Origin of the sequence: Virgibacillus sp. Bac330, assembly GCF_003667845.1 — a bacterium.
GTDB lineage: Bacteria > Bacillota > Bacilli > Bacillales > Amphibacillaceae > Virgibacillus > Virgibacillus chiguensis.
Genome location: NZ_CP033048.1, coordinates 3,628,567 through 3,645,036, shown reverse-complemented (window position 1 = coordinate 3,645,036; position 16,470 = coordinate 3,628,567). Strand labels below are relative to the sequence as shown.

The window sequence follows — 16,470 nt, the reverse complement described above, 5'->3', positions numbered from 1 at the left end:
TTTCCTCCTATCCTAGGTTGGTTAACCAAGTATCTTGAACAAGGTTTAATAAAAACGCAGAAATTCGTGGCATGAAGCCTGTAAATAGTAGAATACCCATGAGAATCATGATAACTCCACCGATTTTCATAATAATTCCACTATATTTAACGATCCATCTTGTAGAACCGAGAAAGAAAGTAAGGATAAGAAAAGGAAGTGCAAATCCGATGACATAAAATATCGTGTACCAAGCTCCCTGTGTCGGATTAGCTGCTGCGACAACTAAAATGGACGCAAAAATAGGACCAATACATGGCGTCCAACCTGCTGCAAACCCCATCCCTACAAAAACTGTACCTAAATATCCTACCGGTTTACTTGCAAAGCGAAATCGTTTCTCTTTCATAAAGGATGTGATTTTTAACCAGCCACCAACAAATAAGCCCATGACAATAATGAAAATGCCGGCAATTCGCTGAATGAAATCTCCAGACTCTCCAGCTAAAAGCCCTTGAATCCATTGCCCCAAGAAAGAAACACCAATACCGAGACTAATAAATATGAGAGATACGCCAAATAAAAAGAAAATCGCATGAATAAGTAGCTTACTTCTAATCTTTACATTGTTATTCGTTTCTAATTCTTTCACACTCATTCCAGTTATGTAGGATAGATAGGCTGGAAAGATAGGTAATGTGCAAGGAGAAAGAAAAGAAAGCATTCCTGCTCCTAACGCTAACCATATGGTTAAATCTGTTGCTGCTGTCATGAAGACACCTTCTTTCGTTTAAATAAAAATATACAGATATGAATCAACCCAATCATGACAAAGAAAAGTGGGTGGATCATATAACTGAAAATGGTAGTAAATGGTAGTGCATAGCTAAGAATTAGTTTCCCAATCGCCCAAATGACGGTTAAGCATAGGAAAAGTATAGCGCTTTGTATTCTATCTTTAACCAATAGATAGATGAGTAAAAGAAGCAACATAAGGATAAAATTACCCCACGCTAAGGAATTATTTTGCCAAACGATATCAATAAATTGGTAAGTAAAAGAAGCTACCAATATGACAGGAATGGCGTTTATTAGTAAGTTTTGCAACTGCAAGCCACTTTTTTTAACTTGGTATGTCATTTGTATGGTTAATAAAAGTAATGCAAGATAAAAAGCTTGGGCATTACTTGGATATGCTAAAACGGCAATTGGGTCAGAGAGAAATAATGGCAATTGTAAAATAATTTTAGCCACCCAAATAAATAAAATGAGATTTATTAAATAAGAAATGATTTGTTCTACATTTTTTCGTTTATCCTTACTCGACAGGTTGCTACTTAGGTAGTACGCTAGTAATCCAACAGAAAAGCTGATGATATTTGCTGCAAGGCTCATTAACACCGTAGTTGATGGCATATGTTTTCCTCCAAATTTTAAACGAATCTGATGATAGTATACATAAGAAATGTGAAAGTTTGATGAAAGAGAAAAAATGGATGTTTCGTTCAAAAGATATCGCTTTATATGTTATTGGAATTCGAAACAGAAGAAGAAATAAATCGTTAGAAAGCTGAAAAAGAATGAATTATGTTACTATTATATTAGTTATGATATAACATAATGCTTTACACAGCTTATTAAAAGGAGCCTGATTTGATGACCCTTATTGCAAAGCAAGCTTACTTTAAAATGGAAAGAGTAGTATCGAGTTTACAGCAAGAGGATATCAAGCAGGAACGGATGTTATATTTGTATACGAATAAGGTCGTTACACAGAGACGCGAGTTTCCTATCGATAATGTGTTAGATTTTTCCTATCGCCCTGTGTCTAATCAAGGGGGAATTTTATATTTACACTCATTACAAGGCGTATACACATATACAGTGGATTCATCTCCAGAAGAATTTATCCAAATCTTTCAGGATTATTTTAAATAAGATAGGGTAATGCCTTAGGTAGGGGGAAGGTTTACTTTACATGTTTACGTGATGCAAATACAGCGAGGGAGGTCGAGTAGCTCGAAGCATTGCTTTTCTACAATAGAACAGGGGCGTTTCGTATAAAGAAATCACAGCTTTCTCCATATTAATTTGGTTATATGCTAGGCTGTTATAAAAATGGGAGATAACATATAAGTGGGCGAACGATCCGTATACCGTCTGTTAATAGACTCTAGGAAAACATAAAAGGAAAAAAATACTACAGTTTTAGCCATAGGAATTGGTGACAAGCCAAGTTTTTTAATTGTATTATCGATGGATTGTTCGTAGCACAAAAGGATCTAAACGAACCAGGCATGAAGTGCTGTTATCTAGCCTATATACTCTTAGATTTGGCGTTTCCTTGTTTAGGATGACAGCAGTTTAGATGCCGAGGTGAGTAGGTTTAAGAACTTCCTTTAACTAGCAATTATTCTTTAAGGGAGCGGGGCAGAAAAGTGGAGATCAAACATCTACAGTATTTTATGGAGGTAACGAAGACCGGAAGCTTCACCCAGGCTGCAAACCAACTATATATAACGCAACCTGCGATCAGTCGAATTATTAAATCGCTCGAAGAAGAGCTTGGAACGACGTTGTTCATTCGTTCTAGAAAGAAGCTTGTACTAACGGAAGAAGGGCAGGTCGTGTATCAGCATGCCAAAAGTATAGAAGCAGAATATCAAACGTTATTATCGAATTTAGGTCAATTTCAGCAACTGAAAAAAGGACATATGCGAATTGGCCTTCCTTCGATTACAAATGGGTTTTTCTTTTCGCAATTAATTGCACCATTTCATCGCCAATACCCAGATATAACGTTTCAGTTAGAGGAAGATGGTTCAAAACGAATTGAAGAAAAAGTGCATCAAGGTGAACTGGACTTGGGAGTTGTTGTTTTGCCGGCAACATACGGTGATTTTGCGTGCCATACTTTTATACATGAAGGGCTAAAGTTAGTTGTTCCAACGAGTCATAGGTTCGCTCGACGAAAAAGTATGACGTTACATGAACTAGAAGAAGAAGCGTTTATTATGTTTAATAAAGATTTTGCCCTACGTGATAGTATCGTTAAGGCGTGTCAAGAGGCAGGATTTAAGCCGAAAATTATTTTAGAAACATCGCAGCTGGATTTTATCGAGGAAATGGTAGCTTCGAATATCGGCGTTGCTATACTACCTGATAGCACATGTCAGGAGCTGACGAGAGAAGTCACTTCTATACCAGTAACGAACCCTGCAATGGAATGGAAGCTAGCTTTAATTTGGAGGCGAGATTCTAATTTGTCTTATGTTATAAAGGAATTTATCCATTTTGCTGAGAAAACATTAATTTAATTTTTACTAAAGAGGCTTTTATAATAGGCGACCACCATAACGGGTAATTCCTTCAACTTATGTTGCTGGTCCATGAACGTAAATTTGCCAGATTTGGTATATTATTTATTAAAAGCTTTACAGTGTTTGGGTAGGTTATAAGGAGAAAGCCTGTAGACAAGCCACTTCTTAGGCGATTTGTCTACAGGCTTTATAACTGTTGAGGTGCTTTTACGAACATCCTCTTTTTTTACATGTATAGTATTCAGTTGTACTTAGAAAGTACTGCATCTTTATTTTCCATAAACAAATTTAGCATCACCCCATATAGCCCAGTCATTTCCTTGTCCATTTCCACTATCTGTAACAACTAATTTTAACTGTTTTGCTCCAGCAATATTTACTTTAATTAATTTTTGCGGGGTATCTTTTTTCATAACATCTGTTTCTTCTACAAGTTCTCCATCTACATAAACTTTAAAGGTTACAGATCCTCTATGATTAGCTTTTCTAGATACACCTACATAACTTGTAAAATAGCCATAATCTTTGCCAGTTAAATCATAAATTGTTTCTGAATAAGCATGCGTTCCTATGCCTTTTTTATAAGTGACGTCTTTTTTACCATCCCATAGTCGAAGTGGCGAACCATCAATTGTTACATCCTTTTTAGTTTTACCCCATCCGGATTTTGCTGATACCCAGTCGATATCACTTAAATAGACATGGTTCTGTTTTTGTGCAGGAGTTACGGTTAGTTTAACTATTTTTGTTGACACATTTTTATGACTATCTACTACTTTATATTCAATTTTAAAATCTCCTACTTTATTCTCTTCATAATTTGTAGTATAGGTAATTTTGGAAGTTAAATCACCGTCTTCAACATCTGATGCTGTAACTTGAGCTAAAATATTATCAAAATTAACTTGCTTTCCTTCTGTGAAAGTTACATCTGTAGCTTGAATTACAGGACTTTTACCTTTGAATTTTTGTAGCTGTGTAATAGCAGCGTGTATGTCACGAGCAGCATTATCTATTTCATTTTGTTTAGCCATGTCATTGCTTAATACAGATTTTCCTACTTTCAATTTTTCTTGAAGGATTTTCCATGAATCTTTTTCATAATCGCCTTCTTTTAAATGCTCTGCTTTTTCTATAGCTTCATCAAGTTTAGAAGTATCTATAGAAATAACATTTTTATCTCCAATAAGGAATTTAGCATCACCCCATACGGCGGAATCATTCCCTTGTCCATTTCCACCATCTGTAACAACTAATTTTAATTGTTTTGCTCCCGCAATATTAACCTTCATAAATTCTTGTGCTGTATCTTTTTTCATAACATCTGTTTCTTCTACAAGTTCCCCATCTACATAAACTTTAAAGGCTACAGACCCTCTGTGATTAGTATCTCTAGAGGCACCTACATAACTTGTAAAATAGCCATAATCTTTGCCAGTTAAATCATAAATCGTTTCTGAATAAGCATGCGTTCCTATGCCTTTTTTATAAGTGACGTCTTTTTCACCATTCCATAAACGAAGCGGGTCTCCATTAATTGTTACGTCTTTTTTCGTGCTGCTCCATCCAGCTTTTGCGGAAACCCAATTAGTGTCTGATACGTATATGCTACTATTTACTACGATGAGTTTTACAGTTTTTTCTGTTTTGTAACCTTCACTATCGGTTACACTGTATACAATATCAAAGGTGCCTGTTTTGCCCTGCTTATAGTTTGTAGTATAAGTGACCTTTGAAGTTAAATCTCCATCTTCTATATCTGTTGCTTTAACTTTTTTTAATATATCATCAAAATTAATGATATCCTCTTCTTCATAAGCCACATTAGTAGCATTAATGACAGGAGCCGAATCTTTTGATACAAACTTAGCATCTGCCCATACGGAGTGATCAGAAGTCTTGCTTCCGTTTGCATCTACTATAAGCTTAACTTCCTTTGCATCTTGAATATCAATATTTACATATTTATAAGGCGTTTTTGAAGTAACAACGTCGGAATCATATTTTAACTTTCCGTCTACGTATACTTTAAATATTACACTTGACTGTGCATTGTATGCCGTATCATCTATACCAACATAACTTTGAAAATGAGTATATCCAGTATTCTTTACATCATATACGATTTCTGAATCTGCATGAGCGGTTATACCTTTTTTGAAAATTTCTTTTCCATACCTCGAATGCAAAGCAATGGAACCACCATACATATTCGTATCTTTCTTAATGTTTTTCCAACCAGATTTTCCGCTCTTATAGTCAATATCACTTAAGTAATCAATTGTACTCACTACTTCTACCTCTTTAGTAATGGTTGTTTCATCATCGCCTTGTAATATTTTATAACTCAGTGAGTATATGCCTTTTTTATTGACATCTACTGTATTTTTCACCACTTCAACTTTGTTACTATCCTCTTCTCTAATATAATTCATTGGATCAAACTGTTTATGAAGAGGAATCGTAATTTTAGATGTAAAACTTAGTGCTTTATGCTTACTTGGAGGAATTACACCTTTACCTGCAATTCTTACTAAAACATGCATATCACTTATAAATGTAGGTGGGTTTTGTTCTGAATATCTCGCCCACGTTTCTCCATCATCTACACTGTATTCCATAGAAGCATTTATTCCCTCTATTTTATCTTTACTATCATTAGCTTGCACATTTGGAACTTTAGGAGAATGTTTAATATCAATGCTAGCTATACCTGCATTATCTTTAACTCTAACTTTAATTCCGTGTGCAGCTGTTATGGCATCTACCTCATCCTTAGGGAGCAACATATTATTTTCAGTAATCTTATTCCAATTTTCGCCTCCGTCTATAGTATATTCCATAGACTTGTCTGTTCCCATAATCTTCCCTGCATTTTCACCATCAAAACGGAAGCTTACATCTGGAACAACGACATTTTTAACATAGGATAATTCCCAAGCCTGTTTTTTACTATGAACTAGTTTTTCAAGCGTAATGTTTCTGCGGTCATTATTTGCTGTTATGGCATATCCAGTGGCTACATTTATTATCTGATATTCATCATTACCTAAATTCACGAGCTTCCATTTTTGAATATCATGGCCACTATATGTGGACTGGGATAATGTAGCCCCAACTTTATCATTCAGTTCTTTTGGAGATAATACTTTTCCGCTATGTTTCATCACAATTTTGTATTCATTTTCTCCTACAGAAACGAAGTATGGGGTTTGGTTACTGCCCCCATGATACCTATATTGAATAGCAGAAGCATTTTTTGCATGTCTACCTCCTGTAAGATCTATACTCTTATCTGTAGCTTTATTTATCATTTTGTACAAGACTCTATCTTCAAATTTAGGTTTATAATCCGCAGTATAGTTTAGCTTTACTTCACAACCTGGAAGTGTTGTCCCTGTTGCTGCAGTTCTAACTATTAATTCTAAATTTCCTCTTAAATCCACATGAAATGTTCCATCATATCGCGTCCAAGTTGCACCATTATCCGTACTATATTCCATCGTATTATCTAAACCAGTGATGGTATTTTTAGTATTATCCCCTTCAACATGCGGAGTCTTTGAGCAAGCTGTAAAACGAATTGTAGCAGTTTCTTTTGTGTTTTTGAATCGTACCTTTATCGTTGTATCCGAATCAATCCTTTTTAAGTCATCGGATGGTAGTGGCATATTAACTTCAGTTACGTCTTTCCACTTATTTCCACCATCCATGCTGTATTCCATATCGGTGTTGGCACCTAGAAGCTTTCCTGAATTTACACCATCAAAATGAAAGCTTATATGAGGTATTAAGTCCTTACTTTTAAAAAGCTTTATTTCAGCAGCTGATGCAAAGTTTCTCTCGGCTTTTACAGCTTCTAGCTTTATATACTTTGTTTTTCGTCCATTGAACATAGCTGTTTTTGTTTTATCATCGTTTGCCCACTTACCTTTTGAAACAAGGTTAAAATTTTCACCGTCTGTACTTGTATAAATGTTATATTCCGTAATACGACCATTAGAACCACCGTCTTGTCTTGGCACATACTCAAGCTTATAAAGGTTACTCATATCTTTAAGCTCAAATGTAATTCCCTGTGGTAGTGGCTTGATATTTTCTTTAAAGTCCGTATGCCATAAAGAATAAATATTACCGTCATATGCATATTTAACCGGATTACCCTTATCCGCATTAGCTTTAATGTTAGCAATGTCTGAAGGAAGAATTAGGGAAGAATCAACTTCTTTACTACTAAAGTCAAAGCTCCGTATTTCGCTTCCTAAAGTCTTTCCTTGAGCAGGAATTTTAGTCATAAATGTTAAATCTCCTGATAAATCGGGGAGCTTATCTACACCTTCAAATTTTGTCCATGTTTCTCCCTTATCTATGCTGTAATAAATCGTGTCATTCAATCCAAAGACTCTGTTTATATCATCATTTTCATAGATATTTGGCAGGGATGGTGCTTTATTAATAGGAATAGTCGTGTAATCCTTTGTACCTTTAATTCTTATTCTAATACCATTTTCTGATGTAATAGAAGCTATTTCTTTATCACTTAGCTTCATGTTTTCTTCCCTTACAGGTTTCCATGTTTCACCTCCATCGAGGCTGTATTCCGTATCTGTCTTACTACCCATTAATTTTCCAGCATTCGTGCCATCAAAACTAAAATCAGCCATGACTAATCCATATGAAGGCATTTTTTTTCGAAGGGACTTTGCAATCTGTTTTTCTTTCCAATTGGAGTTGTCAGCTACTTCTAAAATGGAATGTAAATCAACAATATATTTCTGATACTTCTCTCTTGAAATTTCTGAATTTAATATTAAATCCTGTATGGATCTAAACAAATCGTATACAACTACTGGTTGCTCTTTTAAATCCTTAATGATAGAATAAGCTATTTCATCCCATTGCTCTTGTGTAATTGGTTTGTTCTTCAATGGTTGATATACTTTAAGCTCTGAAGCAGTTGCAAAATTGTTATGACCCTTTAAGGCTTCCAGTTTGATATGTTTTGCTTTTGTTGTTGTAAATTCTACCGTTTTCGTTGAAGTATTATTTGCCCAATTACCATGAGCAACTAACTCATAATTTTTTCCATCCAAACTTGTGTAAAGTTTATATTCCGTTATATTTCCATTTTTTCCACTTTTTCTCGGAGAATATGAAAATCGGTTCACTTCATATGCTTTATCGAAGGAAAGCGTAATGGATTGTGGGAGGGTACTTCTTTTCCTTCCATACTTTGTATGCCATATCGTTTCACTTTTTCCATCAATTGCATTTTCAGGACCTTCATTGGAATGGGAACTTGTAGCTGTTGCTGTTATTTTGTTTAGGGGTATTTTTGTATCCTCTATAGCATCATTCCAAACGTTTCTAACAGCTTTTATATAGTCTCTCCATATATCTATATTCCACTTATTAACATCCATAGCAATTTTACGAACTGCTTGAGCGTTATCATATTCTTTTAGTGCATCTGCTATCCACTTAAGCTGATAGGATTTGTGAAGTTTTTCTTCATCCGCTCTTGCTGCTTCATAAACAAACCAATATGCTACTCTATTTATTGCATTATCATAGTTCGTATAAGGAATATTAGTACGTGAACCAATGTTTGAATTTCCCCAGCCAGATACATCGTATCCAATGTCCCATTTACCTGCAGAATTAGGTGAGTGGTAAACGTGGGCAGCGTGGCCAGGCTGTCCAACGTTAAACCCTGGAATACCAAAAGCATTATTTGTAATGGTGCCGAACTTAGATGCAGTACCACAAACGCCGCCTATTTCATGTACTTCTTTAATTGTTGCATCAGGACCAAAAAACTGGTCTCCACTAGAACGAAATACGCTGTATGGGTTTCCATTTTCATCTTTATGTATACTAATAGAAGTATACGGTGGGTAACGTACAGAGACTCTTTTTTTGTCCTCTTTATATCTATCTTTATGTATGACTTCTCTTACATAGTCTAAATCCCAGTTACTAGCTGGAGCAGCAATCGTATTTCTTAATTCCCATACCGTTCTTGTTTTCATACTTATTGGAAACTTACCTTCTGCTTCACGAACCTTATAATACTCATATCTTTCATATGGTGTTACTAAAGTTCTTGATGTATACCATTTAGGCACGCCATTTCCAAATTTCATTGCTGAAGCAATTGCCAACTTTAACTCATAACCAGTATGCGAATCAGCATCTTTGCTCCAGATTTCAAACCACATGTTAAATGCTTTTACATAATCGCTTTCCGGCTCTCCGCCTTCTAGAAAAAGGTTCATAGCTTCTGTATTGTCAAGTAACCAGTCCATAAATGCTTTTTTTTCTGATGTAGTTGTGAACTCTTCTATTGTTGATACATCTACCTTACGAAGTAACTCTCTTTGCGCTATAGCCTTTATAAATTTTTGATTATCAAGATGATTGTTTAATGAATTAGAAGTAATGCTATTACCAACTGTTTGATTAATATACAGAGTTAATCTATGAAAGAAATCCGCATATTGGTCTTTTTTATCTGGTATAACTGGTGCAGTTGATTTAGTGTCTGCTAGCGATTCATTTGGCATAAATAATAACAGTAAACCCAGCAGAAATAGTAAGATGAACTTATGCTTTTTTCTAGTTTGGTACATTGATTTTTACCACCTTTAAATTAGGATGTATAGAAGTAAGAAGACTATTGCGCTTTACGCCACTGGCATTTGGAGATAGGCTAAGCTTTTCTGAAGCTATTCTTTTATATAGTAGCAATTTATGGTAAAATACACAATAGTTTTGTGATTGATTGAACTTTTAATTTTGAGAGTTGAAGATGGCACTCATTACAAGAAAGGTGTAGCTGTGATTTGAACAGATCAAAACGCGGGAACATAACATCTTCTAAACGAATCTATAGGTCATTCCTTGGCACTATAGAAGAGTATATAATGATAAAGGTTAGTGTGAAAAGTGACGAACTTCTAAATAGAAATTTGACATTAACCAAGTTTTACTAAAGCTACTAGATTTATGTGATAAAGACCTTATTTAGAGAGGATTCACTTTCTAATAACGGTTGTGGTCTTTGTGTTAAGCGTTTACATAACAGTTTGTTATGTGATGTATGGGATATTGGCATTTTACGCTTGCGGTCAACGGGAATTATAATAGATGAGAAGCTGAAATTGAATAGATAAGGTGATACAATGCATGCGAAAAGAAGCAAGGATACACGGATCATTCAAAATGACCAAGTGTTAATTAATGACTTAAACAATTATCACACGTTGTTTGGCGGAGTGTTAATGAAGAAATTAGATGCATGTGCCACCTTGTCAGCAAGGAGACATGCAAGAGTCAAAGAATGTGTGACAGCATCTACGGACTCCGTTAATTTTAACTCGCCGATTCGTCAAAGTGATTCTGTCTGTATAGAATCCTTTGTAGCCTATACAGGAAAAAGCTCCATGGAAATCTTCTGTAAAGTCATTGCTGAAGATATGATTACTGCTGAACGGCGAATAGCGGCTACAGCGTTTTTAACGTTTGTTGCTTTAGATGAAAATAAAAAGCCGATCGAAGTTCCAAAAGTAATCCCGGAAACAGAAGAGGAGAGGTTTCTTTATGAGACTGGTGAAGAAAGAGCCAAAATTCGTCGATTAAAACGACAACAAAATAAGGATTTAGTTGCTAAACTTTCTATTAAAAAACCTTGGGATGAATAAAGGGACGAAAAGGAGAGGTTTTCAATGATTATTACTTCTAGCTATGAGGAATTATTAGATGCGAAACGTGCAATCGCGTCATTTAGAGCAACTAAACCAGAAGAGTATAAGCAATTCAAGCGAATCATTCAATTGACGAGACAGCTACAGTTTAATTTTCAATATATGGGTTGTCTCATCATGGACGAAGATCCAACTAAGTATCGACCACAAGTTAACGATGATTATATCTTAAATGTGTATAAACGGGAGATTAACAAATTAAAAGAAGACCCGAAATCACAAGATATTAAGGCCCTCTTAGGCGCTTATAAACAAATCGGTTATGGAAAGATATGTGAATTGATTCTGGGTAAACAACCTATATCTTTAGTCGGTCCAGCCGTTGTATAGATGAAAGACACGCCAGCTTAGCTAGGCGTGTTTTCATGTTTACCTTGTCCCCACCAACCTGCAGATTTGTAAATGGCGATAATTACTGCAGCTCCAAGTAGGAGTACAAGAGGGATAACCCAAGTAAATCCGAGTCCAAATAAGATTGGAGCAAAGGTTACGATGATAATATCGACAGGGGCGACACCAATATAAGCAAGAGCATAATCTTCTGGAGTACGACTCTTCAGTTCAGGGTCGACAATACGTAATAGCGCTAATCCCATAGCAACAGTGCCAGTACTCCATCCCCAACCAAAAATAGATTTTTCTAACCAAAAATCTTTAAATATATTGGGTCCAACAAAATGGAATAATACATATGCCCAAATTGTTCCGAAGGCGAATAAGAAAAGTAGCGGTAAAGCGTAATCGATAACGACAGTGATGTTAATCGATGCAATACCGAAAGCGACGAGAAAATCTGTAGCTGTTCCGCCAATTCGTTCCATTACACGTTGATCAATATACTCATCTGATTTTATTCTCCGGCTAATCGCTTGAAACAATAAACCAAGAACAAAAGCAACACTGAATAGTGGCACGGAAACAGATGGTATTAAGTCTGACAGACTATTTGTAATCCAATAGGATACACCAATGACAAAGGCGATAATCGCCAAGTGTAGTACAAGGGGATCAATAGAACTGGATGATACAGTCTCTTGTCCCATGTAGAAACGTTTGGATTTAGGCATAAGCCCAGATTTTAACTCAGTAGGAAGGTCCTTAAAATTCGTAATAAATTTCGTTTTTCCTTTTTCAGTACTATGCTTAATAAGAAATAGTCCACCTAATACTGCAATGAGAATGCCTACGGTTGCAGAGGTCATCGCTAAATCCATTGCTTCTTTCCAACCAGCATGAGCTAACCCTTCGCCAATTGCTGCTGCTGTACCGTGTCCACCTAAAAACCCTGCACCTAAGACGAGACCGAACCCGCTAGGTAAGTCTGAGAAGATGGGATTTAAAATAAGCAATGCAAAAAGAACACCAATCCCCCACATGGATAGGGTAAGAATCATAGAATAAGAGAACATATTGCGAACGCGGTGAAACACTTCAGATAAGTGTACTTTTGCTGCGCCAATAGGAATAGCCGCAAAAATGACAGCAATAAGTAACCCAGGATAAGCGCTAAATTGATTGGAGAAAGGTAATATACCAAAGCCACTCGGGCCAAATGCAAGTCCGAGAAATCCTGCAATCATACTAGCAGGTAGAAATAAAGCTTGAATCCATTTTACTTTTGCTCGTAAAATCGTTCCGACCAAAAGTAATCCAGAAATAATGCTAAGATCAATCATTAAAGACCAAATTGTGAAATTTTCCAATAAAATTCCCCCTTATCAAAATTTTTGTAAAATAACAATTAGAGTTTGTTGCGAAATGTGTACAAAATTAATGATGACTTACTTATAATGCGAGGTTTTCAAGCGTGCAGGCAACTCATTATATCACAAAATGACATGTTATGGGCCTTTTCGATAAATGATGTAATGTTGTTAATAATAGGGGAAATTTGATAAAAGCATCGGTTTTTGTAAAATGCTGTATAAGGAGCACTTTCCTGTCGGTACATGAATCCTGGAGATAAGGTGCGGACTTCCATAAAATAATCGAGAGAATTTTACAAGCCGTTTAGGGGAAAGTGCCCTTAACGGCTTCTTGAAAATGCACTTGTTAATGGTGGATTCTACCAGCCGTATCTCTTTGCACCCCATCTACTTTCAATGGTTTCTTGTTTCTTTATGACTAAGGTTTCATGGGCGACATCGTTTTCTACATTAAGCCCAGGATATAAAGCGGAATTACTGCCAATTTTAACACCTGGAAAGAAAACGTTATTAATGCCTGTCCGCGTATAATCTCCTATAAAAATAGCATTTGAATGCTCCGGCGTGTAAGTCCGACCTGTCATGTTGTGCGGCTGTTTTGTATCATTAAATCTTAAAATCCCAGCTACGCACGCTGCTGCAATGTCGACATACCGTCCGATGACACCAAACATCTCGCTATAATGAACAGCAGAAACGCCTTTCATAGAAACCCCTTTAAACTCTGCATTGTGTCCAAATTTATTTTCTTTGCCGATGACAGTTGACCCTTCCACTTTTGCGTAGTCCTTCACATAGGAATGGTCGCCAATGAGTATGTTTCCATTTAAAATGGCTCCATTATCAATGACCACATGATCGCCTACGATGAGGTTTCCATTTACGACCACATTTTTTCCTACATACGAGTGATCGCCAATTTTTATAACGCCATGAATAGAAGCTGTTTTATCTATTTTTGCACTTGGGCTAATATCATTTTCTGTCAATTGCTTAACCAGTAAATCCAAATGATACACATTAGCATTTAAAATGTCCCAAGGAAACCTCAGTTGAAAAACTTTATTATCGGCAAGCTTACATTTTATTTGTGATCCATCATCCAAATACTGATTCAATCCGTTTTCAATGAAAAACGAATCTGGAATCATGGAACCTGAAATTCTTTTTTCGAAGCCATCTGAACTATGAATGATATATTGTAATGCCGCTTTACTTAAACAATACACTCCTGCTACTTGATGGGTAACATAATGATCCCTAGGATGTCCTAAAAAATATTGAATGGCATCATTTTCTACGTTGGCGCAGATGGCTTCTGTGCTTTCTTTCTTCTCTGTTAATAATACGGAATCTTCGGCATGATGATGTAATATTTTCTTGAGATCTTCGTTAACAAAGACATAGTCTGATTTTACGATGACCGTTTTTTCATCTAAGCTTGGATAAATTTCAGCTAAAAAGCTTCGGAAATCGTTAAAATTACCATGCAGTTGAATACTCGAATATTTCCACAATAGATGGGTGACTTGCTTTGGTTGATGCCCTAAAAAAACATGTATATCCTTAGGGTTTATGCCATTTTTTATAAAAAAATCAACCTGATGAATAATATTAGAAACATTTAAAACCTCTAAACAAGCGGGTTGCCATTCTTTATCGTAAGGGAATAGTTTTTCCTCATAATCGCTACATAACAGTATCACTTTCATATGGAACTCTCCTTTGGAATTAGGCTTGATACTCAAAATGCGTGATTCGCTTTCACTCACTAGGAAAATATAAAATAAGATGCTTGTGTATAACAACATAACGGAATAGCCACGTCCGGCTTCTAGCGCTCAGCAACTAGGCGATTTCATGAATAACTCTAAGCGAAGTTATCATAAGGTTCATGACTAAGAGGAAGGCTGACTAAAAACGGGCTTGCCGCCTGACGTACGCGTACCCCTGCCTTAGTGGCATAATTCCTAAATCTTTCGTTGATACTTCCACTCGCTATGTTACTAAGCGCGCGCTCCAAGCTTTTGCTTTTACTAGCGATACACGGTATGCATGAGATGGAATGAATTTGTTTGGTACAATGCGAAGCCAAGATTAAAAGGCTTTCCATTTTTTAAATACGCAATGTTTTTTATGTTAATAAGCGGTGAGCCAATCGGAACGTTTAAATGGTGCGCAGAGGCTTCATCAGGTAATAGAGCTGAAATCCTTTGGTCGACATATTCGTATTCGATCCCTTTTTCTTTTAAATGTTCATAAATGGATTGTTTACAAATGCCTTCGGTCAATTCTCCGACTAAGTGGTAATCAAAATACTCTAACTCGTAAGACACTGCTACATTATTCGCATAGCGAATCCGTTCGACAAGCCACAATGGATCACCTACATGGATTTGCATATCTGTAGCTTGATTTTCCTCCGCCGCTACTTTAGCAAGCCGCAACAAGTTAGTTGAAGGAGTTAGCCCTCTGTTTTTTGCTTCAGAAGTAAAGCCTATTCCTGGCTTAAAACCTAAATATTTAGGAAGAGGGTTTACAAATGTTCCAACTCCTTTTTTCTTCGACAACACTTTTTCACTCACTAATTCTTCCAATGCTTTTCTTACCGTTATTCTAGAAACGCCTAGCTTTTCTGTTAATTCTAATTCCGATTCAATTAATTGATGTGGCTGATAAATTCTTTTTTCAATTTGATCTAAAATATACTGTTTCACGATTTGGTATTTCGCTACATTCGATTTCATAGCATTGCATTCCTTTTCTATAATCTAATAGCTTCATTGTATCATGCGTAAGAAATGGATTATAAAATGTACTATTTCCAATATCCGTAGTAGGTATCAAAGATTTTGTCATTGTATTTATCGGCGCCATCTACGTTGGAGCTTTTAAAGACAGGTACTTCTAAACCAGCTTCTTTTAACTTGTGGATAACGCCTATAATGATTGCTTGGGCTATCCCGATACTTGTAAAATCAGATGTTGGTCCTAATCCCGTATCAACACCTTCCATCATGTACGCTGCATCCCCTTTAGGAGCGTGATTATCGATGGTTACATCTGCAATGTCGTACATTTTTTTATTGGAAGCATGTCTGGAGGATACATTGGTGGAATGATCCATGGATGTTAGCGCAACTACACTGGCGCCTAGTTTTTTTGCTTCCAAACACATTTCTACAGGAACATTATTTCTGCCAGAATTTGAGACGACCATTAACGTATCTTTGTCATCCACCTTGTATAAGTTCAACATACTTTTTGCATATCCATCTAGTCTTTCTAAATACGTACTTTTATTTGGCATCTCATGTAACATAAGTTCTGGGGGTAACATACCCTTTACATATGCTAATCCACCAGCTCGAATATATATTTCTTCAGCTACCATATGGGAATGACCTGAACCAAATACATAAAATCGACCACCTTGTTGACAGCTTTGAAAGATCAGGTCGGCTGCTTTCTCGATAGGCTCAACCTCATTTTCCACTACAGTTTTCCAAGTGTCTGTTAAATAATTTAGATAGCGAACGATTTCTTCTTTTGTTTGCATGCCTATTCCTCCTTTAATATTATGTGTACATGTTATAACATGTTGTTAATACATGTCAAGTTAATATGTGATTTTCTTAATATCACCGTGTCTAGCTTTAAGAAAGCAGTATTGTGTTTATCCCGCACATGCTGTACTGT

At 36.1% G+C, this 16,470-nt stretch carries 11 protein-coding genes; 4 read left to right on the top strand and 7 right to left on the bottom strand.

Features of this window, described 5'->3' with window-relative positions; translation table 11 throughout:
• Positions 1–7: 7 nt before the first annotated feature.
• Both D9780_RS16910 and D9780_RS16905 read right to left on the bottom strand, forming a co-directional pair.
• Complete coding sequence (locus D9780_RS16910; RefSeq protein WP_121640902.1) at positions 8–751, bottom strand: cytochrome c biogenesis CcdA family protein; 744 nt, start codon at positions 749–751, stop codon at positions 8–10.
• Positions 748–1,395 carry a hypothetical protein gene (locus tag D9780_RS16905; protein ID WP_121640900.1) on the bottom strand — a complete coding sequence of 216 codons (648 nt, stop codon included), beginning with the start codon at positions 1,393–1,395 and terminating at the stop codon, positions 748–750. Before D9780_RS16905 ends, D9780_RS16910 begins: the two co-directional genes overlap by 4 nt.
• Positions 1,396–1,635: 240 nt before the next feature.
• Here D9780_RS16905 and D9780_RS16900 point away from each other — a divergent pair, with 240 nt between their 5' ends.
• Complete coding sequence (locus D9780_RS16900) at positions 1,636–1,917, top strand: hypothetical protein (RefSeq protein ID WP_073007980.1); 282 nt, start codon at positions 1,636–1,638, stop codon at positions 1,915–1,917.
• Positions 1,918–2,417: 500 nt separating this feature from the next.
• The gene (locus D9780_RS16895; protein WP_121640899.1) at positions 2,418–3,296 is read left to right on the top strand and encodes a LysR family transcriptional regulator; all 879 of its coding nucleotides are present in this window, start codon (positions 2,418–2,420) and stop codon (positions 3,294–3,296) included.
• Between the two features lie 272 nt (positions 3,297–3,568).
• Here the strand turns inward: D9780_RS16895 and D9780_RS16890 are convergent, their stop codons facing one another.
• A complete protein-coding gene (locus tag D9780_RS16890; protein ID WP_121640898.1) occupies positions 3,569–9,931 on the bottom strand; it encodes a DUF4073 domain-containing protein in 6,363 nt (2,120 codons plus the stop codon).
• 552 nt (positions 9,932–10,483) lie between these two features.
• Here D9780_RS16890 and D9780_RS16885 point away from each other — a divergent pair.
• Complete coding sequence (locus D9780_RS16885; RefSeq protein ID WP_073007974.1) at positions 10,484–11,002, top strand: acyl-CoA thioesterase; 519 nt, start codon at positions 10,484–10,486, stop codon at positions 11,000–11,002.
• A 24-nt stretch (positions 11,003–11,026) separates the two neighbouring features.
• Positions 11,027–11,395 carry a hypothetical protein gene (locus tag D9780_RS16880; RefSeq protein ID WP_073007971.1) on the top strand — a complete coding sequence of 123 codons (369 nt, stop codon included), beginning with the start codon at positions 11,027–11,029 and terminating at the stop codon, positions 11,393–11,395.
• Positions 11,396–11,412: 17 nt separating this feature from the next.
• Here the strand turns inward: D9780_RS16880 and D9780_RS16875 are convergent, their stop codons facing one another.
• From D9780_RS16875 to D9780_RS16860, 4 genes are all read right to left on the bottom strand, one after another.
• Entirely contained in the window at positions 11,413–12,768 is a 1,356-nt protein-coding gene (locus tag D9780_RS16875; RefSeq protein ID WP_121640897.1) for a sodium/glutamate symporter, read from the bottom strand.
• A gap of 362 nt (positions 12,769–13,130) precedes the next feature.
• Entirely contained in the window at positions 13,131–14,483 is a 1,353-nt protein-coding gene (locus D9780_RS16870; protein ID WP_121640896.1) for a glycosyltransferase, read from the bottom strand.
• A 324-nt stretch (positions 14,484–14,807) separates the two neighbouring features.
• Positions 14,808–15,518, bottom strand: a complete 711-nt coding sequence (locus D9780_RS16865; RefSeq protein ID WP_121640895.1) for a GntR family transcriptional regulator — start codon at positions 15,516–15,518, stop codon at positions 14,808–14,810.
• Between the two features lie 71 nt (positions 15,519–15,589).
• Entirely contained in the window at positions 15,590–16,330 is a 741-nt protein-coding gene (locus D9780_RS16860; protein ID WP_121640894.1) for an SIS domain-containing protein, read from the bottom strand.
• Positions 16,331–16,470 lie beyond the last annotated feature (140 nt).

What these genes read in the sequence shown, in the direction of transcription:
- D9780_RS16870 (WP_121640896.1), bottom strand. Translation starts at nt 14,483, where the DNA reads ATGAAAGTGATACTGTTATGTAGCGATTATGAGGAAAAACTATTCCCT.
- D9780_RS16865 (WP_121640895.1), bottom strand. Translation starts at nt 15,518, where the DNA reads ATGAAATCGAATGTAGCGAAATACCAAATCGTGAAACAGTATATTTTA.
- D9780_RS16905 (WP_121640900.1), bottom strand. Translation starts at nt 1,395, where the DNA reads ATGCCATCAACTACGGTGTTAATGAGCCTTGCAGCAAATATCATCAGC.
- D9780_RS16880 (WP_073007971.1), top strand. Translation starts at nt 11,027, where the DNA reads ATGATTATTACTTCTAGCTATGAGGAATTATTAGATGCGAAACGTGCA.
- D9780_RS16890 (WP_121640898.1), bottom strand. Translation starts at nt 9,931, where the DNA reads ATGTACCAAACTAGAAAAAAGCATAAGTTCATCTTACTATTTCTGCTG.
- D9780_RS16900 (WP_073007980.1), top strand. Translation starts at nt 1,636, where the DNA reads ATGACCCTTATTGCAAAGCAAGCTTACTTTAAAATGGAAAGAGTAGTA.
- D9780_RS16910 (WP_121640902.1), bottom strand. Translation starts at nt 751, where the DNA reads ATGACAGCAGCAACAGATTTAACCATATGGTTAGCGTTAGGAGCAGGA.
- D9780_RS16860 (WP_121640894.1), bottom strand. Translation starts at nt 16,330, where the DNA reads ATGCAAACAAAAGAAGAAATCGTTCGCTATCTAAATTATTTAACAGAC.
- D9780_RS16885 (WP_073007974.1), top strand. Translation starts at nt 10,484, where the DNA reads ATGCATGCGAAAAGAAGCAAGGATACACGGATCATTCAAAATGACCAA.